The following is a 19,285-nucleotide window of genomic DNA, read 5'->3' as shown; positions in this document are numbered from 1 at the left end:
ATGAGCAGTCAAAGCTTTATAAACACTAGAAAAAAAGGAGCAACGGCCTAAAACCGTACTCCCTGATATACTGAGATACGCGGGACTCGAACCCGATAGGAAAATAGCTATAAGCTTTGATTTTTCTAAATTCTTTCTGGTCATGGGGCAAATTCAGGGGCAATTTTAAGAAAACCTCTTCCCCGTGACCTTATCTATGTAAAGGAAATCAGGAGGGCAGTGATCCTGTCCTCCTTTTTTCTTTTTTAAAATTACACGTCCCACACCATTATTGCGCCGCTCTCATCCGTCCGGCAGCAAGCTCCTTTGCAAGGCCCTGTCTCTGTCAGGTAGTACAGTCTGCCATCCCTCTCCTGTATACCGGTCAGCATGTAGCCATCGGAGCCGAAGAGATACCAGCGACCTTTGATCAGTGCCCACCTGTCAGCGTAGTAAGTTTTTGTCGTATCAGCGTACCACCAGCCTTTTTCATCCTCATGCCATCCGACCGTATAGTATGGAGTCTGTACCTTTTCTCCATCTGTGATACAGATCGCAGTGTGATGTCTTTCACAAAGCAGGATATCCCCGGCATACAGATACTTATCTGACCGGAGATACTTTGCCTCCGTCAAAATCTCCGCCCCCGCCCGGCGAAGCACAGCGACCTCATTTCCCGTATACATGTCGGGACTGATCTGCTGCATCTTTTCATCTCCGATCAGGTAACCCACCGCCTTGCAGATTGCCGCCACGCCCGCGGAGCAATCAGACTCACAGGGCTTTCTTATCTGTGCCGGATGATATCCCGACACCTTCAACTCCTGCCAGAAGGTCGTACGCTGGTTCTGATCGTAGCCAATCCGGTCGTTACCCGCCGCCTCTCTTGCCAGCGCCGCGATATACTGCCGCTGCCGCGGCTCCTTGAATCGAATAACGTGCGTCCACGGGCGATTGTACCATGGAATCTCCGCCCACTCCTTCCCAGTCTGATCTCCCGACTGCCCGCCGCTATATCTGCCGTGCTCATCGTGTCCGCAGTTTGAAATCATAATATGTGTTCCTTCCTTATAATAATAGTGATTATATGTCTCCTGTGAGTAGCTCAGCCGCTTCCCGCGCTGCGCCTGGGCGTCCGCAGGGGCCTCGAAACGAAGCAGAACAATGTCTGATGCCTCTTTGATTGATCTTGTTACTCTGAGCACCCTATTGACCTTCTGGAAGCTCTCCCGGAGCTCCATGCAAAGATAGTCGAGCTGTGTACGAAGATCAGATATACTCACCCTGCGCTGCTTGCAGAGGTCGTACAGCGCCGCCTTCCGCGCACTGGTCGTCCACTGTGCGAGACCATATCCGTAGTGCTTGCCGAGCGGTGAAAGGAAGGCCGACCGACTGATCGCTCCGCTGTCTACTCCTGCCGTATAGCTTGCATCGTCGTAGACCTGACCAGCCTCACGCAGGCGCTTAAGGCAGAGCCTTTCTACCAGCATCGGATTGCAGCCAGACTCCGCATATAAGTTGCCCATGAGCCCGGCGGTGCCTTCAGGTGTAAAGCCTACTGAGATCAAGTGCTTCCACATGGTGGTCATAGTATCTGTGTATCTCACTTACCTTCACCTCCAAAAAGAAAAAGCCGCCCCGGAGGGCGGCGATATTTACTGCTTGGCTCGCGATTCATTCTTTAGCAGTTCTAATGCATTTTTGAGCGGGGCGGGGTAAGACACTCCCATTAAAGTGGTGTTTTCCAGAATTGACAATATCTCATTTGCCGAATACCCTACCACCAAGGCATTTCTAATATATTGTGTACCGATTGCCAGATCCATGTAATGTGCGAGCAACACAAGCCCAATAACCATTCCCTTTCGGCACAACCCCTTAAATCCAGCACGGGATTCAAGCGCTCCTGACTTCGATTTGGAGCTTTTGTGCCAGATCCCTGCCACCATAAGCCCCGAAGTATAGTCGATTGCCATGCTGATCACAAGCAGTTTCATCGCGTAGTCCCACCCTCCGAGTAGCGAAATCAGCGCCCCCCCGGCAGCTCCGATTACAGTAAGGATTCTTGTTTTCATTTACTTATCCTCCTTCAAGATACGATCCAGCTCTTCTTTCAGCTTTGGATACCGTGCTACCACCTCTTCATAGACAAGCTTTCCCTTTTTAATTCTAATTGCTAAATATTTTGCCATATTACTCCTCCCTGCCCATTATGAGAGCATCTATTGCTTCATTCTGAGTCTCCTGAGACTCTTCCAGTTTCTCTATTTGGATCTCCACATCTGTCATCTCCCGCAGAGAAAGCAGTACAGTTACAGTTCCATTCTCATTCGTGCTACGGGTAGGCGTAGCAGCCAGAGTCATCGAGTCGTATATTCCATACACTTCTCCAGTTTCGGACTTCACGAACTCGATATGCCGTACATTTCCCTTCGTCATCATTTTGCAAGCTACAATTGCTGCATCCTCGCTGAGCGCGATGTGTTCAATAGCAGAAATGCTTGCGCCGTCCTCTATTTCAAGTACAGTTTCATCTTTGAATTTAATTTTATCTTTCATTCTTTTTCCTTTCTTTGATGACTTCTTCCATAGCCTTCACCTCCGGTATTATCATATCCGGAAGGTTTACTCCGTGAAATGGCAATTTGGTGATAACCACCGTAAGTGCTACTACCGGACTGAAACTCCAATATAGTACAAGAGAAGCAATTTGGTATTGCGTGGACAATGTATCTGTGGAGGGGATACTGGCTCTAAGTACGGATATCAAGCCGAAAGATCCTATACGCGTCCCTTGCTTGTATAAGAATGGTGGCGGCACTTGGCATGTTGGAATGGTTATACTAAGCGGAACTGGAAAATTTACAGTTTTATACTATCCGACGTATCCCTGTAACAGCGCTGCAAGTGCGGAAGGCGGATATGTATTATTTACTATGTGTTATGCCCGATAATCCCTATTTAACTTGTTTTCCATCCTTCAGGCACTCTGTATGCGTGATAAAACTTTCCGTTGTAATCAACTGCTATGATAGCCGCATTTGTTCCATAACCAATGTGAATACCACGTGAATATCTTGGTATTTTTATAGTGCCTAGGTTTAGCTCTTCCGTTGCATAAAACACATAAAATGAGTCACTATTTATAACACCGGAAATTTCCTTGACCTTCAACTTGCCATTTAACTGAGTGATTCTATTCTCAAGTGAGGCATTCTTATCTGCCAACGCTTTCCCCTGGCGTGCATCCAAAGCGTAGCCTGCTACTGTTGTCGCAAGATTATTCGCCACATTTGTAGCAAGAAGGCGCTGGCCTACATCTGCCTTCAGGTCTGTCAGATACTTCTGAATCTTACCGAGAACGGCCTTCATTTTCTCTCCGACCGTAAAAGTCGGGAACTGTGCATCACTTGCGGTAATCGACTTGGCCCCCAGCTCTGAGACGTCTGTCACTGTCTCCCCCGGAGCGCCCTGCGGAATCTGGAAATCCAGCACCGCCGCACTTGACGTACCGGAATTGGTAACTTTCGCGTTTGATCCGTAGTCAGAAGTAGTAACCGCGCCTACCTTCACCGATGCCGCCGTTCCGGGTATTCCTTGCTCTCCCGTTTTTCCGCGCTCTCCTTGTGGTCCCTTGATATTCCCAATTCTAATCTTCTGTGTCGCCATTTTAATTGCCTCCGTCATCAAAAATGTACTCAAGCTCACCGGTATCTGTATTGTAAGAAAACCCCGGTGGCGAGGATCCATCATCATACCAGACGTACAGATCTCCCACGGCATCCACCGAAAGGGCATATAGCCCCGATACTGTCTGTGAAATCCCACACTCTCCTGGATCTCCCTTGTCTCCCTTAGGCCCCCGCAGTTCTCCACTCGCAAGCTTCTGATTGACTGTATTAGCTGCTTCCAAAGCTTCTGCTGCCGCTGCACTGGCTTTTGCCTTGGTAACTTCAATGCCGTCATATATCCTCTGCATATTGGTGTTATAAAAAGCCGCTGACCGCTGTGATTCCGCTGCCGCTGCGTTTGCTGCAACTGCTGTTATGGCCGCGTTCGTTGCTTCGTCTGCGGCATCTTTCGTTCTCTGGATGTATTCGTTCAGATTGCCGGCAATATCTACTGCCTGCTGGATCAGTGGGATATCTGTGTCGGAAACCACAGTATCACCATCCAGTGCCGCCCGTTCTACTCTAAGAATAAAATTAATTGTGCCGTGTCTGTCGAGTCCTGTTTTAAACCGTAGCTCACATTCGACATCGCCATGCACAGCTGTCATCTGCTGCGTAATATCACAAGTAACGCAATTACCCTGATAACTTCTAGCCGCATAAGTGAATCCGTTTTTGTCGGGCTTCGTTCCATTTATAAGCACTGACGTAGACGAAGAAATCTGATAGGGCGCACCGTTTGCATAAATATGAAAGTCGATAGCCCCCTCGCTCGAGTCATACTGGTTTGCATAAACCACGGGGGTAACCCCCCCCGGAATCATGTCCAGATTGATGCTTTGCTTGATCATTCTACTTCTCCATTTCCCTCCGCTTCCTCCAGCCGCCTGATACGGCTATAAATGTCAGCGATGCTCTCTCCAACTCCCCACCAGCCTTTGCGACCTTCAAAAATCGGATCGGACAGATACATTTCCTGCGCATACATATGATCCTTTGTGATAACAGTGCCGTACGCATGCAGCACATCTTCCGGATCCTGAACGTTCGGGTAGCCTCCGGACCATCCAGTCCAAAAATGGAAATCTCTGTTGCTTCCAAGTCCGGCCTCCTGCTCTTTAAGTGCGATGTAATCCCCTTCGATTGTAGAAAACGTAAAGAAAGGCCCCAGGCGCACTTCTTCGTCGTCGGCATGGAACAATCCAGTGCCGGCCTCAATCTCAGCCCCCTCGATTCTTCCGCCCTTGATCTCCGAGCCCTCGATTGATCCTTTATACAAACCATTATTCGCGGTTAATGCTCCAGAAGAATCCACCTTAAAGTTTTCCCCAATTGATATGCTCCCGCCTTCAATCGATGGAGACTGTATTTTCCCGGAACTTATGATTACCCCATCCTGCCCCATTCGGCAGACCACCCTACCGGAACCATCCTTCACGATGATTTCTCCGGTTTGATTGTATGTCTTACCACCGAGGACGATAGATCCAGAGCGTATGAAATCTGCGTCCAGTTCTCCGTCAATTGTCCATGCGTTTCTGTATGGGCCTCCATAGCCTGTTGTACTGAATCCAAGCCCATGCTGGTTGATCCGCAACACGTTGTGAGCAAGCGCTGCATTTGCGCTGTCCATGAAAAGAATCTCATTTGCCCAGCCCTGCTCATTGCGATTAATAATGACATGGCCACCCAGGCCAGCATTGAGCACGCCTGTCGCCCGATCTATCTTTCCCTGAACCTGATTAATGGTCGGCAGCACCGCCACAGCCTGCCCTATCTGCTGTTCTACCGTATCCGCAAGCGTGCTTCTGGCATCTCCCAGTTCAATGGATACATACCGATCTTTCAGCACATCCCACGTTGTTGTGATCACCTTTGCCTTGGTATCTACCCCCAACTTTGCAAACCTGATAGATACCGTATCACACAGACTCACCTGCTCCAGCTGAATGATGTCCTTATACTCTTCCGTATCTGCCAGATTAATAAAGCCAACCTTCAGGTTGACTGCAGGCACACCGATCCGGTTAGCTTTCATGTATTGCTTTGTATAGTTTCTAAGCTGATCCACGGTGGGAAGGCTCTCAAATTCTGAACTGAAATCTTTTACCACCGTTCGATGGTATGGGAATTTCCCCGCGTTCTCACTCTGCAAAACCTTCTCCGGCAAGGTGATCATCTGGGCATTGTCCTCATCCGATCCCTTATAGTACGGGTAGATACCGGTATAAGTATTGGCAATGTTCTCTTCCTGCTGGAGCTGCGTCAGGTTCTTTCCGTAAGCAATAGATACCCCCCTGTCTGCTCCTCTAGCCTTGTGCAGGGTTACTGCGTAATTGTCCCACTCATACTCCCCACCATAGATGTCCAGGATTGAACCTCTACGTCCTCCCAGATATGACCGGATAGAAGAAGGTGCTGGCATGGCAAAAGAACTGTTCGCATCAAAGTCAGCCTTAAATGTAAACGGGCAGGGCTCTGCTGCCATTTTATTTAAGCTTTCCATAGTCTGCTTCAGCGATCCAGCTGTAAATGGGATCAGCGGCACAAATGACAACTGGTAGCTGATATGTTCGGCATATACCTTCACCCTTCCGTTCAACTCCTTACTGACGTCATAGATCCGGAAGGCCTGCTGCTTTCTGCCCTGAGCAGGTACAGCCACAATAATGGCTGAATACTTGATATCCCCGAAATGTGCCCCTGTGACCGGGTACTCCATCTTCAGTTCAAATTTCCCGTTTCTTTCCTCTGTCACTTTACACGAGACCGCATCCGACAATCGCCCAATGCCATTACTGGTAAAATCAGTCTCTTTCTGGTCAAACAAAATCGGTATCATAAAGTCCACCAGCGAGGAATAACCTCCACTCTTGTCAGTCCTTTATAGCTGATAACCTGTTCACCTGCTCCCAAGCTGGGAAACTCCCCGTTATTCAGTGTTATATTACTATTGCAGTTTGTGCTGCCCGTATAGGCCTCCTGAAGATCACAGTCCAGGTCCGTATATATCCCTGATGTCTTGTTGATGGTTATGGTCACACCTCCAGTTGTAATTTCACCCTTACCGTACACTCTGATCAGGGGCCTTGCAGAATAAAGTGTTGGATTGAACAGGCTCTGTCCGCTTTTCAGTGTTACAACATGCTCTCCGCTTTTCAGGAAGCGTTCCGGCCTGCAATCAAAGGTCAGCCTGACCGCTGCCCCTACTCTGTCAGATGACACCACCTCGAAAGGTCCCTTATATCTGGCCAACCTGCACTCCATAGGGTGGATAGTCTCCTCATATCGACAGTAACCATTTTGTGACAGTAGGAAGGCCCTCAGACCGCCCAAATTTCTCTGCATGTCCTTAGGAGTATAAACTGTTGTTTCAAGTTTAAAATTAGCATAGCTGCCATCCAGGAGTGTTAACGTGCCGTTTCTGCCTGGCACTGTCACTATCTCTATGTTACGCTCCGGCGCGTCAAAGGCATTAGATAATGCCAGATAGGTTCCGAAGCTTCTGGAATCTACACCAGCAAAGTTAAAATAGTGTCTCATGCGAATACTGCCTCTTTTCGGATAAATGTCCTCGTCAGTCTCTCATGCACTTCATCAGCCAGCTCTTCTTCATCCTGACCTTTCGCGCCATAAACGTTTATGTTGATGGTCGCACCGGCTCTGTTGGTTGTCTGGGATCCCGGTCTAAAGCTCATAGCCCTGTTACTGGCCAGATCATAAGCCCCAGTGGACAGTCCCTCCACAGCTCCGGTAACGGCTGAGGCATTTTCCGTCATGCCCTCCGCCATGCCCAGAGCCATATAGCGCCCCACCTCGTCTCTGAAGAGCCTAGACGGGGACTGAATACCCAGAAAATTCTTGGCTCCTTCGAAAGCTTTTTTCGCCGCATCCTTTGCCGCTTCCACGATTTGGCCGGCCGCCCCGGTAATGCCCTTGGCAATTCCCTTGATCAGGTCGCTACCTATGCTTCCCCAGTCATGACTTGCAAACTTACTTACAATCTCTGAAAAGATCTTTGGTACCGTAGCTGCCACCGTCGGCAAGCCCTGGATAATACCAGCGGCCAACTTTCCAATCAGTTCGATACCCTTTGCCAGAATTGTCGGCAGGTTAGAGGCTATAGCAGCAACAACCGCTGTTAGCACTGTAGCCATTCCGGATAGCACTGTAGGGAGGTTTTGCAGAATTCCTGAGGCCATGGCCCCGATCAGTTCTACTCCCTTGCTAAGAATACCCGGCAAATGCTGCCCAATCGTATTGATGATATTTGTCAATGCCTGTGCTACAGCCTCATATATTGCGGGGCCATTCCGCTGGAATCCATTCGCTAAGTTTTGAATCAGCTGTACTCCAGCATCCAGAAGTTGCGGAATGGCATCCAGGATAGAGTCCAGCAGGCCCGTTACTATCTCGCCTCCTCCTGTAATAGCTTCTGGCAGTCCTTGGAGGAAACCATTGATCATGTTGTTAATCATATCTACACCGCTCTGCAGGAATGCCGGAAACTGCGTCTGCAAGGCGGTTGTAATCTGCGTTACTCCGTTCAGGAGCTCTGCAATCAACTGCGGATACATTGTCTGCATAAATACAACAATAGCCGGGAGCAATCCACCTATGAGGTTCATAACCATAGGCAGAAGGTTCCCGACTACAAAATCAGATATAGATGTGGCCAGCTGTGCCAGAGCAGGCTTAATATCCTGGCCCAATGTCAGCCCCGCCAACACATTCTCAAAGGAGGCCTTGATAGCGGTTAATGATCCGCTCAATGTAGTTTTTGCCTCCTCCGCTGCCACACCGGCAATGCCCAGATTGTCCTGAACAGTATGGATTGCATCCACGATGTCTGCAAAGGATTCGATAGAATAATTTGTATTCTTCCCTTGGGCGGCATTCAGCTCATTTGCTTTATCCAAAAGCTGCTGCATGCCCTGCTTTGTTCCACCATAGCCCAGCTTCAAGTTGTCCAGCATGGTATAGTTTCCCTTAGCAAAGCCCTGATAGGCATTCTGTATATCACCTATATCAGTACCCATCTTTGCAGAGTTGTCTGCCATATCCAGTATGGCCTTATTTGCTGCCTCTGCGGCTGCTACTGCATCACCACCCAGCGAGCTCTTCAAGGCAACGCCAAAGGATACAGCCTGTTCTGCGTAAGTATTTGATGAAATACCGGCCGCCGCTGCCTGTGCAGCATATTCCTTTGCTTTCCCTGCGGCAGACTCATAGATAGTATCCAGTCCGCCAAAGGACTGCTGCAGAGCGCCTCCGGCATCCAGGGCGGTTTTCACAGCTGCTGCAATTCCCGCCGCCGCAAGTATCCCCTTCAATTTCCCTACCAGGCCCGTTCCGATCGCAGTGCCACTCTTCTCTCCTTCCTCCCGGGAAGGGCCCTCCATCTCCTCTTTCAGCTTTTCTTTTATTCCTTTAGCAGAGGGGATTACCTGTACATAGGCTTTCGCCAGTTCAATTCCTGCCATTGGCATCTCCCCTCAGCAATTTTTCCCTATACATCTCGTACTCCTCGCCGCTGCCAAATGTCATGAGCTGCTCCTGCTCTTCCTCTGTTCCCATCAGCTTCTGCAAAATGGATCCGGGGCGATTCACACCTCTTTGTCCGTCTTCTGTCTGCATCCAAGCCAGATCATTCAGCCTGTCTGCCATAGTTGCCTTCAAAAAAGTATCTACAGATACCTTATTCCCGGACAGAGCCATCATGGTTCTGGAATCTTCCCGCAAACCACAAGCAAAAGTCGCCACCAGATCAACCCGTAGCGACTGATAATCATATATGTGGTATACCTCGGCCAGATCACAGAGCAGCTCATCTTCACATTCAGAAAGCATGTCGGCGAGGATTAGGATTTTTTTGTCTGTTTGTCCGCCTTTGAAATGGTGGCAATAATCTCACCCAGCTCCGAGTAGATTCTTTCTGCCGGTACATTACCATACTTATCCGCCACATGTTTCATCAGCTTCTCTGTCTGATCTTCTCCCAGGATGATCAGAACCAGATCCACACTGGCCTCTGTATTCTTATCCTGGTCCTTTGCTTTCAGTCCTTTATAGGCCATGAGAAAGCGGAAATCATGAATAGCCTTCTCATAGACCCTAAATCTAAATCCTGAGCTTGTCTTTCCATCAATCATGCTTTATCTCTCTTTCAGACAGACTTCACAATGTACTCATAATGGGTGTTGCCCTGCTCATCCGGCGTCAAGGTCAGTGTAGTATCATAACCAATGACATCATTGTCCTTGTAAACCACATCCCCCACCTTGGTTACCTTGCCATTGGGGATCACCACCCTCTTGATGACATCGCCCCTCATGATCATATCGATCACAAAGGCGTGACCTTCCTGTTCGGTGGCGTTAGCCTTAATGGTAATGCCTGTCTCCAGGGTGCCAGTGACATTCTTGTCTCCGTAGGTATTCTTCAGCACCTCCACGTTAAGCGCCTCGATCAGGGTGAACTGGTAACTGTCCTCCTTGGACTTCTGGGTGGTCATTACAGTATCTCCGCCCCAGGCGTGAATATTATCCGTCTCCGGTGAATTGGCATTCTTTACCCCATCTTCAGACGCATAACCCAGACCGATAAAGGCCTCATCAAGAGGGCTCTTTGCGTCTGTCGGCAGCTTACTGCCCAGAGGCGCCCTGAAGATTGCCCCTCCTACTTTCGGCTTGCCAGATGTTACATTTCTTGCATCAGACATATATTTACCTCCATCAATAGTGCACCACCACAAAAACGGCCTGATATTTATACCGTTTCATGGATGGATCAGTGTAATCGTAATCAGAGTTCAGCGACGCAGAGACAATCTCATCCAGATCATCCCGGATACTCTCCATTGCTGCCTTTACCTGTTCGTTCAGTTGTGCTGCAGCATACAACCTTGTATTCACACTCTGGATCGCCATAGTCGCTGTACACAGGTAATTCCTCTTACTGGATCCAGTCTTCTGGATCACCAAGAATGACTCCGGAGGCCTTGGCGGGAACTTCATATATACCGGAACACCCAGTTTTTCTTCCAGATAATCTCTAACCGTAACCTCAATCATGCTGTAACCCCTTCAGCAGGTGGTTATGTTTCTTTTCCCCATCATCCATAGAGAAAATGACCTGCCCAATCTGCACATTCGGTCTTGTCTTTCCTATATACACCGGTTCGGCCTTATACTTCGCCCCAAGGCGAGCAGCATAGCCTTGAGCAAGTGTTGACAAGGCATCCTGCATGTCGACTGATTTCAGCAGTTCTCCAACCCCAGCGGTGTTCAGCTTAATCTTGAACTTGTCACTCATACCGTTCCACCATCACCTTAGCGTTCCAGTCTAACGGAATATTCTTTTCAATTCCCATAACCGGCTTGGTGAATACTCTCCACCTGTCTCCAAAAAATTCAACGATCTGATCTTCCCACACATGGTCATCCCCCTTCGGAAGTGCGAGCGTGTACTGCGCTCGTTTGCCATACAGGCTCATCATGTCCACAATCTGCTGCGATGTGGGCTCTCCGACTAATACATTCGGAACCTTGATCGTCATCTCACGATAAACAGGTGCTCCAAACGGGTCCTCACCGTCCTGAATCTGATTATGAAGAAGAACTGTTATCCCTTTGATCAATGCCATATTTCCCCTTCTGACGACCACTGCTCAAGAACCCCATACCGCTGCCGCATCAGTCCCAACCGCTTCAGTTCATCACGCTTAATGAACAAACCTCCTCCCGGACTGAGAAAAGTTCCCGACATACTGTACCCGAGTGCCGATTCCGTCAGCTGTGTCATCGGCTCGTGATCTGTAGATGTCATTAACTCCCGCATTGCGATATCTACGGTGACCGACCTCGCCACATTGCCAAGGAACGTGTTCTTCTGCACCATGGCGTCAAGGTCTTTTCCCACCTTCTGCGCTTCATACCGCAGCGCGTCTGAAATGATCTGCAGAAGCCCCGGCTGTACACTCCCATCCGGCATCTCCGTGTCTTGCAATCGATCAAGCTCTTCAGCTGTTAAATTTCTTTTCAGTTTAACTACATCATTTGGCAGCGCGAATGGGATCATTTTTTCACCTTTCGCTTTCTTGAGACAGCCTTGGTAGTTTCAGGCTTTTGCTTTCCCTCTTCCGGTTGCACCGGTGCAACTTCCTCTTCTGGCATTTCCTTGGTGTGGGAAGATATATCTTCTTCAGAGATCAAGTCAGATTCCTGCTCAGAAGAAGGCTGAGAGGCCTCCAGGGCCTCCCAACTCTCACCTTCTAATTCTGACGTAATCTCTATAACCGTTCTGGTAATCTTATGCCTGTATTTCATGATCAGGCGGTATGGATTTTCGCAAAGGACTCAGGGAGCAGGATTCCCCATCCTAAAAAGACCTCGGCCCGCAGATACACCTGGTTGTGTCCCTGAAGATCCCCGGCCTCTGTGTCGTTATCCGGACAGCCGTACTCAATTACCTTCAGCGGGATTTCCTTCGCATAGCCCCACTTGAAAGCATGTGCAAAGTCTCCTACATAACAATAGGACGCCGTTCCTACAGTGGTCATATCTGCCACTGTCTTATTCACATCCAAAGCAAGCCCCGCAAAGGAAGCAGGCTTTCCTCCAAATCGGAATTCCGGATACTGCGGTACACCATTTACCTTCAGTTTCGACATGGCAGAGGCAAATCCAGGAGACATAGCAATTCCCGTTACATCTCCATCAGCCCCCAGCACGGCAGCGACAGCCGCATCCAAATTGTCATCCGCATGCTCCGCGTTATAGACAATCTTGGAAGTAATCTTATCGTCGAAGTCGTTCTGGTTTACGACATTCGATGCAGCCCCCGTTCTGGGGTTAACACCGTGGAAAGCCGCCAGATCCAGACCACGAGCAATCTTCTTTGCGAAACCGTCATTGAACGCCTGTAAGATCTTAATCTGCTCCTCATCAGCAGCATAGATAAATTCATTGGAAACTCTGGCACCATACTCGAACTTGATGGGCACGATGGTCACCGGAGAAACCGAAATTCCTCCGTGCGATTTTGCTCCGTTCTCCGCTACGATGTCGATTTCCTTGTCCATGGAAAATATAAATTCCTTCTGACCGGTAAACTCGATTGGCGTAGCCGCGCAGAGCTTAGACAACGAAGAATGACCCTTTACTTTGTTGATCAGATCCTTAACTAGCACCGGATCAAAATTTGTACCTTTAGACAATGCTCCCATAATTATTCTCCTTTGATATTGTTAAGCATAGATTTGTAAGCTGCGGCAACTTCATTACCGCCGCCCTGTTCACTTGACTTTGGCGGCGCGGATGGCCCTTTAGCAGAACCGATCAGTGCCTTCAGCGCCTCTGCATCCTTTGTAATAGCTTCCTCGGTATCACCGGAAAGCCGGTCTGCCAGCCCGAACGGAAGTCCCTTTTCGTTGGCAATCCTCATTTTTACCGAGCTGGTCTCGTACCGTTTTGCCTGAGCTTTCAGGGACTCGATTTCCTTCATGCTTTCACCCGCTGCCTTTGAGGTCTCTTCCAGTTTCTGCTGCAGTTCTCCCAGCGCCTTATCATGGTCTTCTTTACTTATGAATCCCTCATATTTTTTTGAGACCGTTTCCCGCTCCCTCTTCAGGCGATCACTGATCGCCGCATCAAACTCTTCCTGTGTCGAAATAATTTTAAATTCTGCCATTTTACTCTCCCATTTTCCCCGATGGTATCGGTAAATAAAAAAAATGATGCTTTCGCACCATCTAGTAACTGATCCGTTGTTTCTTCTTCTCTTTGGTAGACATACAGGACCAGTGTGCCAGAATCACACTGTCCAGGAGTGCCACCTCTACCCCGTCTCTGATAGATTTGTAGCCAAATCCTCCATTTGATCCAATAGATCGCTTATCAACATTGCATACAGACTGTTTCAACGACGGCTGATCCATGTGTACGATGGATTCATCATATAAAGCCTGTTCAAAACAAGTATTTGCAGTGATGATCTGTTTTACAGATGGCAGAACCGGCTTCTTCAGCTTTTCCCGTTTCATGTCCTCTTCCAGAAGAGCCTGTCCCGATGCGCCGTCTATAATAACCGCTGCCACATCCATCTGTGCCAATAATCTAACTATCCAGGCATTGCCCTGTTTAACCGGCACACAATCCAGCGCCTCTATAAAAATTCTTTTGCTGTAGGTTTTTACAGCCAGAGAAACGGCCACCTTATCTCCGTCTTTACTGTACTTCACACCGATATGGAGTCTTCCTCGCAGCTTTGGCAGCTTATCTGCCTGAAGGGCATCCCACTGTGCTGTTGTAATAACGGACTTCAAGTTCTGTTTCATCCAGAGACCAAGCCTCTGGATATTAAAATCCTGCGTATCCGATCCCACCTCATCTGTCACAGACCGCTCTGTAAAGATCGTTCCCAGAGATGGGTTTGTTTCATACCATGCGTCTTTATTGCGTGGATCTGTTTCTTCATCCACTGACCACTCTCCCCATCCAGAGTCCGGCAGCCCTGTACGGATCACAGTGTCTCTGAAATGTTTAAACACCGTACCGGAAGAAAAAGGTGTTGGAGGAGTCCCACACATCAGAATCTGCGGATTTTTTGAGTCCGTGACGATATACTTCAGCGCAGACTCCTGATCATCAGTATACTCCTGCGCCTCATCGATGATAAGAAGGTCAAAGGCTTCACCAAGTCCTGATTTTGATGTCCTCGTTCGGTATTCTATCCGCCCCCCTGTCGCTATTAGGTCTATACGCTCCCGCCCATTTGCCCGGATAGAGGTATACCTCATTCCCGTTTTTTCTACCCAGTTCAGAAGCTTCTCCCACGCGGAGTGCGTGGTAGTAGTGCGATGAGCAGTATGCATGATATGCTCACCATTAAACAGCCCCCAAAATTCCCGCATGGTCAAGATCTCAGACTTTCCATTTCTTCTGGGAAGTGAATATCCGAATCGCGTATGTACCCAAAGGCCATCTTCAGCCCACGCCATAATATCATTCAGCATAAAATGCTGCCATTCCTGTGCGGTCTTTCCGATCATCTTATACAGATTCACGGCCTCTGCTCCTTTGGAATGGGTGTACGGCAAGACAACGGATACAGTGGGAGTCTGGCGGCCTATCTTAGCCATCCGCTCCCCTCCTACCTTCCAAATACCATATAGTTCGGTGATCGGTTCCTCTGCTTCATCCTGTAACCTCCTTTCATGAGTTGACTCTTTCCCCACGGATGCTATATTATATTTAAAGAAGTGGATAAGTCATCCCGGAACTCATAGGGTCGGGGTGCACCGCTTCTTTTGCATTGACTCTTTATCCATAGATGCTATACTATAGTTAATGAGGCAGGTAAGTCATCGTGGCACTTTAGGTATCAGGGTGCACTGCCTCTTTTTTTAATTTCCAGAACTTTAACAAGCTGCTCTTTTTCTTTAACGATTATCGTCGTATCTTGTTTTGAACGGCTCCATCCTTTTTCAGCAATTATCTCTAATGCCTTTTCTGAAGATATAGTTATTCTTGAAATATCGATTACAACCCCACCCTCTTTATAATCATCAGAACGCAGTTGTTTGATAGCTTTGTGAATCTGATTGTCTATAGATCTTGGAGTACTTACCCTTTTTAATTCCCATATTTTTCCATTCCAAACATAATCCGGGTTAGGTTTTCCGATGTTTTCTTCCGGCAAAAGTTTCACATCACCACCAAACATATCCCTGAGCCAGTAAGCTGTTTCTATCTCCTGCGCCTGCTTCTTACGGTCGATTTCTTCGTAAAGTTCTACACTTCCATAGCTTGTATCTCGTTTCAGCCATTCGGAGGTGACATCCTTTACCTTGTCTGTATCCTGCATTGATTTTTCTGTCTTCGGGGTTCTGGGTTCACTCTGGTACTGAATTTTCTTATTCCATACATTCTGCCTTTTTTCACCGGCGATAAACTCCACCGTGCATCTGCAGTTCTGATGTCTGCGATAAACCTCGCTTCCGGTTTTCCTGACTTCTTCGTAATGAAATGTTCCCGCTCTGACCCTGCACCATTTACAGGCTTTGGGCTCTGCCTGCCTTCGAATCTTCGGAGACAAACCGCTCTCTGCTTGGAAGTACGCATTAACCGCAACAGTATCGTCTACCGCCGACTGTGTGAAGTTTACCACCTGATCATCAAAGGACTTCTGGATACTGCTGTAGCCCCTGTTTACGATCTCAGTTGCCATTCCATCTATACGGTCCTGCCGCACCTTTGGCACAGCGCTTTTCAGTCCTATTCCTGCCGCCCGATTTACATTTTCCTGCGCAGCCTGCGCCATTTGCGATGCCTTCTGATAATTGTTTCCCAGTGCTGCCGTAAGCAATTCTGAAGCTTCCTCACCGGTGATGCCATCTGGAAGGGCACCATTTTCCCGCATCGCATCTGCCAAAATCTCTCCGGCTTTTATCGCATATTGATTTGCCTCACGATAAGTGATATCCCCTTTCTCTGCCTTATCCATAAGCTTGGAGATGAGGCGATCCGCTTCATACTTCGAAGCTATGATTTCCCTCAGTTCTTCCCATGTCATACAGCCCCCTCGATGCCCGTCAGCTGATGCACAGACTCACCGTCAAGATACCCAGGGACTGCCTGGTTCAGCTTTACTACGGCATCGCCTATCGCGCCCAGCTGTGATGCATCTGGTTCAAATACCGGTGCCCATATGGATGTGGTGCGATACACCTGATTCCTGCTGTATCCGAAGTTATCCCGGAGACTCGCTGCCAGATATCCTGCATTTAAAAGCCCACTTCCGAATGTCCGCTGCGCTTTTGACGCCATCAGCCTCAAATTCTCGTGGCTTGCCTTGATCGCATCTGCACTCTGTGGATTTCCGGAGGCAAACCCCATATCATCCAATGTGAGTCCTGTCTCTCCGGCAAAAAGAGCCGCAAACATTTTCAACTGCTCCATGTGTGGCGCCATACTTTGCTGCTGGAACTGCCCCAGCTGCGGTGCGTTCCCGTCTTCATCTCGGGTAAACTGCAAAAGGGCAGACATTGATGCCTTCCATTTCTCCATCATTTCCGCATCCTGCGCAAGTCCTGTGACATATCTCTGCGGAAAGCTGAAAAACTCCGCCGCAATTTCTGACCTTTTCACCGTACGCACCGCGGATCCTACTATGCTGATACACGCCCTGGAAATACGAGAATGTCCGAACGGTCTCCTGGCATCCGGACGATAGACAAGAGGTACCAGCAGAGGATACAGCGCAGGATTTTTCACAGTGAACGATTTCCCGTACTTCGGATAAAATGTTGTCTGCCCCGGGATAAAGTATGCTTCCATTAACGGATTCCTGCTCGCATCTTCTTCCAGAACAGCATATCCTTCTTTCAAAAGTCCGGTTCTCTCATCCATGATGCCGGTGGCCCTCGACCCATCCAGAACTGTAAGCTCCGGGAATCCCTCCTCATCAGCACGAATATAAATAAACGAGCAAGAGCTGATTAGAGCAGAAAGCACTGCGGAATCCGCAAGAATATCCTTGTTGTTCAGATTGAAGATCCCATTCATATCAAATGTGTCATCTTTGAAATGATAGAACTGCAGTCGGTCTGCCAGAGCGTCCACTGCTTTTCCACACCATCCCAGGACTCCCATCCAGTGTCTGAGATCCGGAGGAGTGGAGATGCCGAAATCCCTTGTTCTGTTTTTCATTTCGTAGAATACATATCGCATATTCACGCGGGATTTTTTCTCCTGAAGCTTTCGCTTCAGATAGTCCATTCCCATCATCCGACTTTCCCACCTTTCATGTATTTCTGAATGTCCAGCAGACGACTTTCTTCGGTCTGCTTTTTCCCCTTCCCATTTTCATGGCGGTAATCCTCCAAAATTCCAAGCTGTATGCTGCATGTGAAAATCTGCTTTCTCAGAGCTTCCATGGTGGTAATCAGCGGATTACGGGTCATGTATTCCTCTCCTGCCTTATTCAACTGACTGATCACTGGTGCGCACCCCTGTTCCTCATACAGCTTATTAGCCGCATCGTATTGGGCAAAGGCGTCTGCGAGCACCGAATACAAGCTGTCATTCACCCCTAAAAATACGCCTTTTTCTTTTGCAACTTTTATGATTTTCTTCTTCCAATCAGCCTTTCTCACGGTACCCCCTTCCTCCTTTTACCCCTTTTCCAAAAAATTGCCCCGCGAATTTTTTCACAGTGACGGCGGGGAAGATCATCTGTGCACCTTTACGGAGGGATACCCCCTGTCTCTCATACACCTTTATCTCTGTACTTTACCTTGACTTAGATTCAGCGATCCCCCCGGTATTCCGTCCAATCCATCGAGTGCGGAAGGATGCGATTGCTTATAATCTCTTGCTTTGCCTCCACCCTACGCCCCGGTTTCCGCAGGATCTTGTCAGACTTCTGACGATTACAGCAAAAGTGCACGAGCTGTAAGTTCGCAATATCTGAAGGATGCCCTCCCTTTGCAATCGGAATAATGTGGTCAATCGTTGGACTCAACGGATCGGGATACTTGATCCGTTTATCAACCGGCTTTCCGCAGATTCCGCAGATATCTCTGGATGCCAATATCTTCTTTTTGTTCTTTAGGAATTCATTCCTGTGTGGACCATGCCGGTCCATTCGAAGTGTGGTCATAGCTCTCTTCCTGCACAAAAAGAGAAGCCTGCTGCACTACTGCAAGCAAGCTCCTCTCACGGGGTGGCTGGTTTATCAAACAATGCCGCCGTCCGATAAAACTTCCAGTTTTAATACTATGCGGAAAAAACGGAAAGTCAAGGGCAATCACGCCAAAAATTATCAACGGATTTTCTTGCCCAATCACGCGATCGCCCAAAACGTCTGCTGATCTTTTCCCACGGCGCGCGATCAATATACCGCATCCGTAGTATCGTCCTGATCTGCGGGGACTCCACTGTCTCGATAAACTCCTCTATCGCTTCGGTCTGCGCGCTGATCTCCAGCTGAAGAATCTTATATCTGGTCTCCTGCTTTCTGAGTCTCCGGGCCTCCTGATCATAAGCCGGCAGCGGCAGCCCTTTGATCTTGATCGGGCCATATGTACCATCCTCTCTGGTGCCCTCTACAGAGTCGGCTACCACAGTGCCGGCCAGCTCACGTAGCTTGTGCTTAATCTTTGTGATTCTCTTACTGAGATCTGCCCGCTCCATCACCAGAGCGTCGTACTCTTCCAGTGCTGTCTTGTCCAACAGTAACTCCTCCGTTCCATCTGGGTTATCTTTTATAAGTCCTCCTGAATCGCACGATCAAAAGCGTTGTCCGGTGCCATGTCAGCCATTTCGATCATACAGAAGGATAATTTCATGTACTCTTCATGGCTTGTGTCTGGTGGCATACAATGGTTGAGTGGCGCGGATTAATTACAGAGCATCCAAACGTATTTAGCCCTGCAGCTTTTCTTTGAAATTCTTTCATAAAATCATCGTGTCCACTGATCGGACCACTCAAATAAATTCTCATTCTACTCCTTTTTATATTAAGTAATATTGCGCAATGCCGTTGACTTTTTACATAATATTGTGTATAATTAAATCAACAAATGGAGGTGAACATGAAACCCAGAGATCAGGCAATCAAAGTTTTAGAATCCA

General features: G+C 48.4%; 25 protein-coding genes. All 25 read right to left on the bottom strand.

Annotated features, from left to right (window positions below):
- Window positions 1-251: 251 nt before the first annotated feature.
- Window positions 252-1,586, bottom strand: coding sequence for a phage tail tip lysozyme (locus tag J2S20_RS11615; protein ID WP_307255495.1), 1,335 nt, complete (start codon window positions 1,584-1,586; stop codon window positions 252-254).
- Window positions 1,587-1,634: 48 nt separating this feature from the next.
- Window positions 1,635-2,054, bottom strand: a complete 420-nt coding sequence (locus J2S20_RS11610; protein ID WP_307255494.1) for a phage holin family protein — start codon at window positions 2,052-2,054, stop codon at window positions 1,635-1,637.
- Window positions 2,055-2,172: 118 nt separating this feature from the next.
- Window positions 2,173-2,538 (bottom strand): hypothetical protein, encoded by a 366-nt coding sequence (locus tag J2S20_RS11605; RefSeq protein ID WP_307255493.1) that lies wholly within the window; start codon window positions 2,536-2,538, stop codon window positions 2,173-2,175.
- A gap of 402 nt (window positions 2,539-2,940) precedes the next feature.
- Window positions 2,941-3,648: a hypothetical protein gene (locus J2S20_RS11600; RefSeq protein WP_307255492.1), complete on the bottom strand. Its 708-nt coding sequence runs from the start codon at window positions 3,646-3,648 to the stop codon at window positions 2,941-2,943.
- A gap of 1 nt (window position 3,649) precedes the next feature.
- Complete coding sequence (locus J2S20_RS11595; RefSeq protein ID WP_307255491.1) at window positions 3,650-4,501, bottom strand: BppU family phage baseplate upper protein; 852 nt, start codon at window positions 4,499-4,501, stop codon at window positions 3,650-3,652.
- Window positions 4,498-6,408 carry a phage tail spike protein gene (locus J2S20_RS11590; RefSeq protein ID WP_307255490.1) on the bottom strand — a complete coding sequence of 637 codons (1,911 nt, stop codon included), beginning with the start codon at window positions 6,406-6,408 and terminating at the stop codon, window positions 4,498-4,500. The genes J2S20_RS11595 and J2S20_RS11590 overlap by 4 nt, the downstream gene beginning before the upstream one ends.
- A gap of 80 nt (window positions 6,409-6,488) precedes the next feature.
- The gene (locus J2S20_RS11585) at window positions 6,489-7,193 is read right to left on the bottom strand and encodes a hypothetical protein (protein ID WP_307255489.1); all 705 of its coding nucleotides are present in this window, start codon (window positions 7,191-7,193) and stop codon (window positions 6,489-6,491) included.
- Window positions 7,190-9,133 carry a phage tail protein gene (locus J2S20_RS11580; RefSeq protein ID WP_307255488.1) on the bottom strand — a complete coding sequence of 648 codons (1,944 nt, stop codon included), beginning with the start codon at window positions 9,131-9,133 and terminating at the stop codon, window positions 7,190-7,192. The genes J2S20_RS11585 and J2S20_RS11580 overlap by 4 nt, the downstream gene beginning before the upstream one ends.
- Window positions 9,120-9,500, bottom strand: coding sequence for a DUF5361 domain-containing protein (locus J2S20_RS11575; RefSeq protein ID WP_307255486.1), 381 nt, complete (start codon window positions 9,498-9,500; stop codon window positions 9,120-9,122). Before J2S20_RS11575 ends, J2S20_RS11580 begins: the two co-directional genes overlap by 14 nt.
- An 11-nt stretch (window positions 9,501-9,511) precedes the next feature.
- Window positions 9,512-9,802, bottom strand: a complete 291-nt coding sequence (locus J2S20_RS11570) for a hypothetical protein (RefSeq protein ID WP_307255485.1) — start codon at window positions 9,800-9,802, stop codon at window positions 9,512-9,514.
- Window positions 9,803-9,816: 14 nt separating this feature from the next.
- The gene (locus J2S20_RS11565) at window positions 9,817-10,404 is read right to left on the bottom strand and encodes a phage tail tube protein (protein WP_307255484.1); all 588 of its coding nucleotides are present in this window, start codon (window positions 10,402-10,404) and stop codon (window positions 9,817-9,819) included.
- Window positions 10,385-10,723: a hypothetical protein gene (locus J2S20_RS11560; protein WP_307255483.1), complete on the bottom strand. Its 339-nt coding sequence runs from the start codon at window positions 10,721-10,723 to the stop codon at window positions 10,385-10,387. Before J2S20_RS11560 ends, J2S20_RS11565 begins: the two co-directional genes overlap by 20 nt.
- A complete protein-coding gene (locus J2S20_RS11555; RefSeq protein WP_307255482.1) occupies window positions 10,716-10,964 on the bottom strand; it encodes a hypothetical protein in 249 nt (82 codons plus the stop codon). Before J2S20_RS11555 ends, J2S20_RS11560 begins: the two co-directional genes overlap by 8 nt.
- The gene (locus tag J2S20_RS11550; protein WP_307255480.1) at window positions 10,957-11,295 is read right to left on the bottom strand and encodes a hypothetical protein; all 339 of its coding nucleotides are present in this window, start codon (window positions 11,293-11,295) and stop codon (window positions 10,957-10,959) included. The genes J2S20_RS11555 and J2S20_RS11550 overlap by 8 nt, the downstream gene beginning before the upstream one ends.
- Window positions 11,286-11,642, bottom strand: a complete 357-nt coding sequence (locus tag J2S20_RS11545; RefSeq protein WP_307255479.1) for a phage Gp19/Gp15/Gp42 family protein — start codon at window positions 11,640-11,642, stop codon at window positions 11,286-11,288. The genes J2S20_RS11550 and J2S20_RS11545 overlap by 10 nt, the downstream gene beginning before the upstream one ends.
- 83 nt (window positions 11,643-11,725) lie before the next feature.
- A complete protein-coding gene (locus tag J2S20_RS11540; protein WP_307255478.1) occupies window positions 11,726-11,977 on the bottom strand; it encodes a hypothetical protein in 252 nt (83 codons plus the stop codon).
- A 2-nt stretch (window positions 11,978-11,979) separates the two neighbouring features.
- A complete protein-coding gene (locus J2S20_RS11535; RefSeq protein WP_307255477.1) occupies window positions 11,980-12,876 on the bottom strand; it encodes a phage major capsid family protein in 897 nt (298 codons plus the stop codon).
- A 2-nt stretch (window positions 12,877-12,878) separates the two neighbouring features.
- A complete protein-coding gene (locus J2S20_RS11530) occupies window positions 12,879-13,340 on the bottom strand; it encodes a capsid assembly scaffolding protein Gp46 family protein (RefSeq protein WP_307255476.1) in 462 nt (153 codons plus the stop codon).
- 61 nt (window positions 13,341-13,401) lie between these two features.
- Window positions 13,402-14,790 carry a terminase TerL endonuclease subunit gene (locus J2S20_RS11525; RefSeq protein ID WP_307255475.1) on the bottom strand — a complete coding sequence of 463 codons (1,389 nt, stop codon included), beginning with the start codon at window positions 14,788-14,790 and terminating at the stop codon, window positions 13,402-13,404.
- A 242-nt stretch (window positions 14,791-15,032) separates the two neighbouring features.
- On the bottom strand, window positions 15,033-16,223 hold the full coding sequence (locus J2S20_RS11520; protein WP_307255474.1) for a VG15 protein: 1,191 nt from the start codon (window positions 16,221-16,223) through the stop codon (window positions 15,033-15,035).
- Window positions 16,220-17,437 (bottom strand): phage portal protein, encoded by a 1,218-nt coding sequence (locus J2S20_RS11515; protein ID WP_307255473.1) that lies wholly within the window; start codon window positions 17,435-17,437, stop codon window positions 16,220-16,222. Before J2S20_RS11515 ends, J2S20_RS11520 begins: the two co-directional genes overlap by 4 nt.
- Window positions 17,434-17,805, bottom strand: a complete 372-nt coding sequence (locus J2S20_RS11510; RefSeq protein ID WP_307255472.1) for a P27 family phage terminase small subunit — start codon at window positions 17,803-17,805, stop codon at window positions 17,434-17,436. Before J2S20_RS11510 ends, J2S20_RS11515 begins: the two co-directional genes overlap by 4 nt.
- 152 nt (window positions 17,806-17,957) lie before the next feature.
- Window positions 17,958-18,311 (bottom strand): HNH endonuclease, encoded by a 354-nt coding sequence (locus tag J2S20_RS11505; protein ID WP_307255471.1) that lies wholly within the window; start codon window positions 18,309-18,311, stop codon window positions 17,958-17,960.
- 137 nt (window positions 18,312-18,448) lie between these two features.
- Window positions 18,449-18,883, bottom strand: coding sequence for a hypothetical protein (locus J2S20_RS11500; protein ID WP_307255470.1), 435 nt, complete (start codon window positions 18,881-18,883; stop codon window positions 18,449-18,451).
- Window positions 18,884-18,995: 112 nt separating this feature from the next.
- Window positions 18,996-19,154 (bottom strand): DUF4406 domain-containing protein, encoded by a 159-nt coding sequence (locus J2S20_RS12360; RefSeq protein ID WP_416389009.1) that lies wholly within the window; start codon window positions 19,152-19,154, stop codon window positions 18,996-18,998.
- Window positions 19,155-19,285: the final 131 nt, after the last annotated feature.

This window comes from Moryella indoligenes (assembly GCF_030812885.1).
GTDB classification, from domain to species: domain Bacteria; phylum Bacillota; class Clostridia; order Lachnospirales; family Lachnospiraceae; genus Moryella; species Moryella indoligenes.
This window is presented reverse-complemented; position numbering and strand designations above follow the sequence as displayed.

Bases quoted from the DNA above. Each gene is read 5' to 3' on its own strand.
- J2S20_RS11580 (WP_307255488.1), bottom strand. From the start codon at position 9,133: ATGGCAGGAATTGAACTGGCGAAAGCCTATGTACAGGTAATCCCCTCT.
- J2S20_RS12360 (WP_416389009.1), bottom strand. From the start codon at position 19,154: ATGAGAATTTATTTGAGTGGTCCGATCAGTGGACACGATGATTTTATG.
- J2S20_RS11585 (WP_307255489.1), bottom strand. From the start codon at position 7,193: ATGAGACACTATTTTAACTTTGCTGGTGTAGATTCCAGAAGCTTCGGA.
- J2S20_RS11520 (WP_307255474.1), bottom strand. From the start codon at position 16,223: ATGACATGGGAAGAACTGAGGGAAATCATAGCTTCGAAGTATGAAGCG.
- J2S20_RS11555 (WP_307255482.1), bottom strand. From the start codon at position 10,964: ATGAGTGACAAGTTCAAGATTAAGCTGAACACCGCTGGGGTTGGAGAA.
- J2S20_RS11595 (WP_307255491.1), bottom strand. From the start codon at position 4,501: ATGATCAAGCAAAGCATCAATCTGGACATGATTCCGGGGGGGGTTACC.
- J2S20_RS11515 (WP_307255473.1), bottom strand. From the start codon at position 17,437: ATGATGGGAATGGACTATCTGAAGCGAAAGCTTCAGGAGAAAAAATCC.
- J2S20_RS11530 (WP_307255476.1), bottom strand. From the start codon at position 13,340: ATGGCAGAATTTAAAATTATTTCGACACAGGAAGAGTTTGATGCGGCG.
- J2S20_RS11610 (WP_307255494.1), bottom strand. From the start codon at position 2,054: ATGAAAACAAGAATCCTTACTGTAATCGGAGCTGCCGGGGGGGCGCTG.
- J2S20_RS11575 (WP_307255486.1), bottom strand. From the start codon at position 9,500: ATGCTTTCTGAATGTGAAGATGAGCTGCTCTGTGATCTGGCCGAGGTA.
- J2S20_RS11600 (WP_307255492.1), bottom strand. From the start codon at position 3,648: ATGGCGACACAGAAGATTAGAATTGGGAATATCAAGGGACCACAAGGA.
- J2S20_RS11535 (WP_307255477.1), bottom strand. From the start codon at position 12,876: ATGGGAGCATTGTCTAAAGGTACAAATTTTGATCCGGTGCTAGTTAAG.
- J2S20_RS11570 (WP_307255485.1), bottom strand. From the start codon at position 9,802: ATGATTGATGGAAAGACAAGCTCAGGATTTAGATTTAGGGTCTATGAG.
- J2S20_RS11505 (WP_307255471.1), bottom strand. From the start codon at position 18,311: ATGACCACACTTCGAATGGACCGGCATGGTCCACACAGGAATGAATTC.
- J2S20_RS11605 (WP_307255493.1), bottom strand. From the start codon at position 2,538: ATGAAAGATAAAATTAAATTCAAAGATGAAACTGTACTTGAAATAGAG.
- J2S20_RS11550 (WP_307255480.1), bottom strand. From the start codon at position 11,295: ATGGCATTGATCAAAGGGATAACAGTTCTTCTTCATAATCAGATTCAG.
- J2S20_RS11525 (WP_307255475.1), bottom strand. From the start codon at position 14,790: ATGGCTAAGATAGGCCGCCAGACTCCCACTGTATCCGTTGTCTTGCCG.
- J2S20_RS11560 (WP_307255483.1), bottom strand. From the start codon at position 10,723: ATGATTGAGGTTACGGTTAGAGATTATCTGGAAGAAAAACTGGGTGTT.
- J2S20_RS11540 (WP_307255478.1), bottom strand. From the start codon at position 11,977: ATGAAATACAGGCATAAGATTACCAGAACGGTTATAGAGATTACGTCA.
- J2S20_RS11545 (WP_307255479.1), bottom strand. From the start codon at position 11,642: ATGCCGGATGGGAGTGTACAGCCGGGGCTTCTGCAGATCATTTCAGAC.